The organism is uncultured Acetatifactor sp., from assembly GCF_948601915.1.
GTDB lineage: Bacteria > Bacillota > Clostridia > Lachnospirales > Lachnospiraceae > Acetatifactor.
The window spans coordinates 1-4179 of the sequence record NZ_CAPDXS010000239.1; the positions used below are offsets into that span (position 1 = coordinate 1).

Annotated in this window: 6 protein-coding genes and 1 pseudogene; all 7 read right to left on the reverse strand. The window is 51.3% G+C overall.

Annotated features, from left to right (window positions below):
• Positions 1–650: class I SAM-dependent DNA methyltransferase (locus Q2B33_RS23410; RefSeq protein ID WP_300914305.1), on the reverse strand; the 650-nt coding region annotated here is incomplete at its 3' end.
• A gap of 75 nt (positions 651–725) precedes the next feature.
• The gene (locus Q2B33_RS23415; RefSeq protein ID WP_300783300.1) at positions 726–1229 is read right to left on the reverse strand and encodes a hypothetical protein; all 504 of its coding nucleotides are present in this window, start codon (positions 1227–1229) and stop codon (positions 726–728) included.
• Between the two features lie 25 nt (positions 1230–1254).
• Positions 1255–1581: a hypothetical protein gene (locus Q2B33_RS23420; RefSeq protein ID WP_300783298.1), complete on the reverse strand. Its 327-nt coding sequence runs from the start codon at positions 1579–1581 to the stop codon at positions 1255–1257.
• Positions 1582–1855: 274 nt separating this feature from the next.
• Entirely contained in the window at positions 1856–2716 is an 861-nt protein-coding gene (locus tag Q2B33_RS23425) for a DUF5688 family protein (RefSeq protein WP_300783296.1), read from the reverse strand.
• Between the two features lie 194 nt (positions 2717–2910).
• On the reverse strand, positions 2911–3165 hold the full coding sequence (locus tag Q2B33_RS23430; RefSeq protein ID WP_300783294.1) for a hypothetical protein: 255 nt from the start codon (positions 3163–3165) through the stop codon (positions 2911–2913).
• Between the two features lie 135 nt (positions 3166–3300).
• Complete coding sequence (locus Q2B33_RS23435; protein ID WP_300783292.1) at positions 3301–3852, reverse strand: sigma-70 family RNA polymerase sigma factor; 552 nt, start codon at positions 3850–3852, stop codon at positions 3301–3303.
• 105 nt (positions 3853–3957) lie between these two features.
• Positions 3958–4179: pseudogene (locus Q2B33_RS23440) on the reverse strand (hypothetical protein); the annotation flags it as partial.

Consider the following 4179-nt stretch of genomic DNA (forward strand, 5'->3'; position numbering starts at 1 on the left):
TCCTGTATCTGGCCCTTGTCGGTAAAGGAGTCCCCCAGGAAGGAGCGGGGGACGATGAGGGCCAGGATGCCCAGGGGCTTTAAGAGCGCCGCGGCCTTTACGCAGAAGTACATCTGGGAGGGGAGATCCCTGCCGCCCTCCGTCCGCCATTTCAGGTGGAAGGGCGGGTTGCCGACAACGTAGTCGAAACGCATCCCCGGGTTCCAGGAGCGGATGTCCTTGCATTCGATTGTAGCCTCCGGATAGAGGAACCTGGCTACTTTTACTGCTTTCGGGTCGATGTCGCAGCCGTAGAGGTTGGACTCCGTGGGCATGAAGTTGAAGAAATTCCCCATGCCGCAGGTCAAGTCCGCCACAAGGCTGCTCTCGGAGGGCTTCAGGCATTCAGCAGTTAGCTCACAGAGGCGGTGCGGGGTGAAGAACTGGCCGTTCTCAATCTCCTTTTTCGCCTGGCTGAAGGTATTGTAATTGTCATAATCCTCCCGGTTCAGCTCATGCAGGCCGCCGTCCCCGGTGTAGGCGTTGTAGATGTCCTCCGGGGTGATAGGGCAGCCCGGTGGGAGGCCGCTGTCGATTAGGTAAAGCACTTTTTCGTTCAGTGATTTCCGTTGGCCCTGGGGGATTTTCTCTCCGTGGCTGGAATATTTCAATGGAGGTTCACTTCCTTTCTATGTAATTTCTGCCATGTCCCGAAAAATGCCATAGGGGCAGATGGATTATGGATGTCAGTAGGGCGGTACGGTGCCCAGGTATTCCTCCACAAATTTTCTGGCATGTTCCTCCGTGTGGAATTTGATGTCTATCCGGTGGTTCTTGTATAGTTTCATGGACTGGACTTTCACGCAGCCCGGGAAAGTAAAGCAGTTTTTACTGTGGTCGCCGCTGTGGAGAGCCTGCGCCAGGCTGTCAGGAATGCCGGAGAAGCCCTCCGCCTCGAAATAGGCGATACCTTTTAGGATGTCTACGGCTCGCTGAAAAATCTCCCAAGCTCCATAGTTCTGGTAATGGAGCCGGTAACAGCAGGCAAAGTCAAGCTGGAGGGAGGCCTTTTTCAGGGTGAACCTTGCTTTGCTGCCAGCACTGTCCCAGGCAGCCCGGCGGCATTTTTCTTTTAACTCGCATACAGCTGATTCTGCCAGTTCCCGCCCACCGGTCTGGAGGAAAATCTGTTCCAGGATTTCCGTGTAATGGAGAGAAAGGCTGTCCATGGCCGCAGTATATTCTTCCATCTGTGGTCTGTATTCCTGAGGGGAGCTATGGTACGGCTTGTGCGGCAGAAGATTGTCCTTTATGTCCTCGGTTTGGATGGTGAGGTGGTAGGCGCTGCTCCTGGATGTCGCGCTCGGAAAGGCGCAGCTTTCCATATGTAGTGAGATAGGATTCAGATGGGACATTGCCGGTTGATGCAAGCGCCTCCTGCTGCTGGCGCTGCATGTCCTCCCAGAAGAATTCCAGTTCCTGTAGGGACGCCCTGGCGGCGTCATAGGCGGCCTGATGTGCCTGGCAGAAAGTGCGGTCGGTTTCCGAAATGCGGGCATCAGGTTTGATTTCAATGGATGAGAATTTTGAGAGTAGGTCCATTGTGTACTCCTTTCTATGGGAATCTGATGTGGTAATTATTGTTCTTTCGCCATGATATATTCATGGATGTATCCATTTGCAGGGTGGAAGCGTCCACCCGTTAATTTGCAACGATAAATGCTTTGGTCGTGAGTTTATGCTCAAGACCGCCATGAAGATGAGCGAATATGGCTGGTGGCCTTTTGTTGCAGTTTATTTTTTTAGTGGCGTGCATGGGCCAGGGGTTGCCGTCTGAAAGAGGCGGCATCCCCTGGCTGTCCGGAATGGCGGAAATTCATGCAATTACAATCTCCTCGGTTTCCTTTCTGTAGAGATAGATGCGGTTGGAGAGGAAACTGGAGGCATCGGTGGAATATTCATTTGCGGAGCGTACTGTATCCCGGTAGGACTCCGGGTCTTCGCCTTCTTTCAGCGGCAGAAGCACCATCTGGTGGATGGAGTCGGGCAGGAGCAGGACATCGCTCCCCATGAGCAGGGAGAAGCCTTTCAGGATATCCTTGTAGAGGATGGCCGCAGCCCCATATGCACGGTATGAATTGGTCAGCACGTACATCTGGGAGGGATGCCCGGGGAACGGCTCTCCCGGGGTAAGATCCGGCATGTAGGAGACCTGCAGGGGGTAAAGCAGCGGGGTGTTCGCTTCCGCAATGGGGAGCAGATCCTCTGCCGTAATGCCCCACATGTCTAGATGGCTGTTGAAGACGGTGATGGTTCCAGGGGCGTTTTCAAGACCGGATTTCATGCCGAATACGATTGCCATATCCAGGTATCTGAAATGTGGTATCTGGGTGAGGAGCTCCCGGTTGGCATCATAATTGATGAGGAAATAGAATATTGTCTCTCTGGCCTGGCCGAAATGCCTGACCCATTCCATGTCTACAGGCTTCTTCAGCCGGTCCCGCTGGTATATGCTGATGACGATGTTCACTGCGGCATCCATGCTGGCGTTTTTCTGGAAATCCTTGAATAGCTTCTCCAGATAAATGACAGGGCTGAGGCTGTTTTCCGAGTCCACGATTACGATTCCGTAACGGCGGATGTTGTTGAGTCTGAGTGATTCTTTGAGCTGGACTTCCCGGTTCAGGGCAGATGCCAGGGCACCCTGGATTTTTTCTGCGAATTCCTTGATGTTCATGTGTCCCTCCTAAAAAAAGCAGGAAGGGCTGCCTGCCCGTCCTGCCGGAAACAAATGCGGCATTGCCGCTGTCGATTGTTACATGGTAAGGCTGCCATGGCTGCGGCAGCCTTTGGAAGAATGGTTTGCGCACTGCCATGATGTACTGCAGATAACAGCCATAAGCTGCCATGGGGCAGTGCTATGGGCTGTCTTCAGGCGCATGCTGCCGGCTCCAAAGGAAACTGGCAGATGACTGCCGCCGGGTAGGGAGTCAGCAGAAGATGGTAGTGTGTATTCTCTGTCTCGAAGCGGATGCCGGTTGTATCCACTTCATGGATTGCGATTACCTGTGAGGTGCGGTAGATGTTACCGTTGGCCTTGAACACGGCACACTGTCCGGTGACAAGGGGGCAGAGGAGACTGCCGCAGAGCTGGATTGTTTTTTTCGTTTCTTCGGTTGTTTTCATTCTTGTGGCGCTCCTTTCTTTGGGTGGGATTTGTTATATTATAGGGAGAAAATGTGCCTAGTACCCCGGCGCGGACATCAAGTACTGATTACTCGGGAATCCATGCACCGGTGGACTAGAGTAGCTAACCCGGCATTATTCATGACAAAGTTCTGTGAGGACACAGCGTACTTCGTCCAAAAGCTTTCTGATGCGCTTTGTAGAGGTGTTTTGGCGGGTGGCTATATCCTGAAGATTGTAGCCACTGGATTTCAACCTCACGATTTCCATTTGCTGTTTGGAAACACGTTTAGCAAGATCGTGCAAAAGGAGAGTTGCATCCAACTGCTGAAGCATATCGTCATATACAGGCAATGTTTCCTCCAAAGTTATGCCATCAGACTGGCTATCTGGATATAGCATTGCGTGTATACTGCATACTTCTGCACTGCGTTTTTGGCATGACTTAGCTCTGGTATAGTTGTATAATGAATTCTGCATTCCTTTCCATGCTATATTGCCAAAAGTATGTGCTGCCAATTCAGGGTTGGTATAAAAGCGATGAATGGAATTGAGATAACCGAATATTACTATGTCATAATATTCATCAATAGGTAAATTCTTCCGTTGGAGAAATTTATAGACCAAATCATGATTCTGGGCTGCAAAAATCCTTTGTTCGGGTGTCAACGGTATTTCACACTTCATAAAATTCCCTCCTAAAATAGGGCAAGGGACTACCTGGTAAAAATCAGGAAATCCCTTGCAGTTTTGATATATGGCATTTTGCCATAAAATAGTCAGTTACACTTATTACGCAGGAAGTGCCTCATAGTCGCCATAAATAGGCTGTCCATAGTAGGGCTGTCCGGGTGCTTCTGCAGCAGGCGCAGCGTCTGTGCCGGCGGCATCAGTGGCAGCATAGCCATAGGCATTGTCGGCGGACGGAGTTTCAGATGTTTCAGTATGCTGCTGGAGAATGTTCCTTATCTGTTCCTTGAAGCTGTTGGCATAGTCCCTCACCTGTGCCAGTTC